Source organism: Paenibacillus oenotherae, from assembly GCF_019443105.1.
In the GTDB taxonomy this organism is placed as follows: domain Bacteria; phylum Bacillota; class Bacilli; order Paenibacillales; family Paenibacillaceae; genus Paenibacillus_Z; species Paenibacillus_Z oenotherae.
Genome location: NZ_JAHZIJ010000078.1, coordinates 1 through 738, shown reverse-complemented (window position 1 = coordinate 738; position 738 = coordinate 1). Strand labels below are relative to the sequence as shown.

3 rRNA genes are annotated in these 738 nt (G+C 50.7%); all 3 read right to left on the bottom strand.

Going from position 1 to position 738, the window contains the following annotated elements:
• Positions 1–127, bottom strand: a 23S ribosomal RNA gene (locus tag K0T92_RS24635); the annotation flags it as partial.
• Between the two features lie 264 nt (positions 128–391).
• Positions 392–508 (bottom strand): 5S ribosomal RNA (gene rrf / locus K0T92_RS24630).
• 110 nt (positions 509–618) lie between these two features.
• Positions 619–738, bottom strand: a 16S ribosomal RNA gene (locus tag K0T92_RS24625); the annotation flags it as partial.

The following is a 738-nucleotide window of genomic DNA, read 5'->3' as shown; positions in this document are numbered from 1 at the left end:
GTTTCCCCATTCGGACATCCCCGGATCAAAGCCTGCTTACGGCTCCCCGAGGCATTTCGCTGTTCGCCGCGTCCTTCATCGACTCCTGGCGCCTAGGCATCCTCCGTGCGCTCTTAGTAGCTTAACCATAAGCTCCGGTTCTTCGATTGAGACTCCGTTGTAGAAACATTTCTTGAACACTAAATGATTAGCGGTAGAAACATGTCTACAAAAGTCGCTTCAATACGAACAACCTTCGCCTTGCAGTCGAAACTGCGTGGTATAAACTCAGCTAAAGGATGTTTCTATGTTACGCAATTTTCGTATCCAGTTTTCAAGGTGCAAATTCCGCAAATGTTTGACCGCGTATTCCGATCAACCTTTGTCGGTATTACAAGTGCATAGTGCACCCGCTTGGCGACGTCCTACTCTCCCAGGACCCTGCGGTCCAAGTACCATCGGCGCTGGAGGGCTTAACGGTCGTGTTCGAGATGGGAACGCGTGGGTCCCCTCCGCCATCGCCACCAAACGGATGTTTGATGTTATGCTATTGTTGAAAGAGACTTGCTCTCTCAAAACTGAACATGAGCGATACCTGTCATAGTATCTGATCTTCATCGAGATCAGGTATATCCTTAGAAAGGAGGTGATCCAGCCGCACCTTCCGATACGGCTACCTTGTTACGACTTCACCCCAATCATCTACCCCACCTTCGGCGGCTGGCTCCTTGCGGTTACCCCACCGACTTCGGGTGTTGT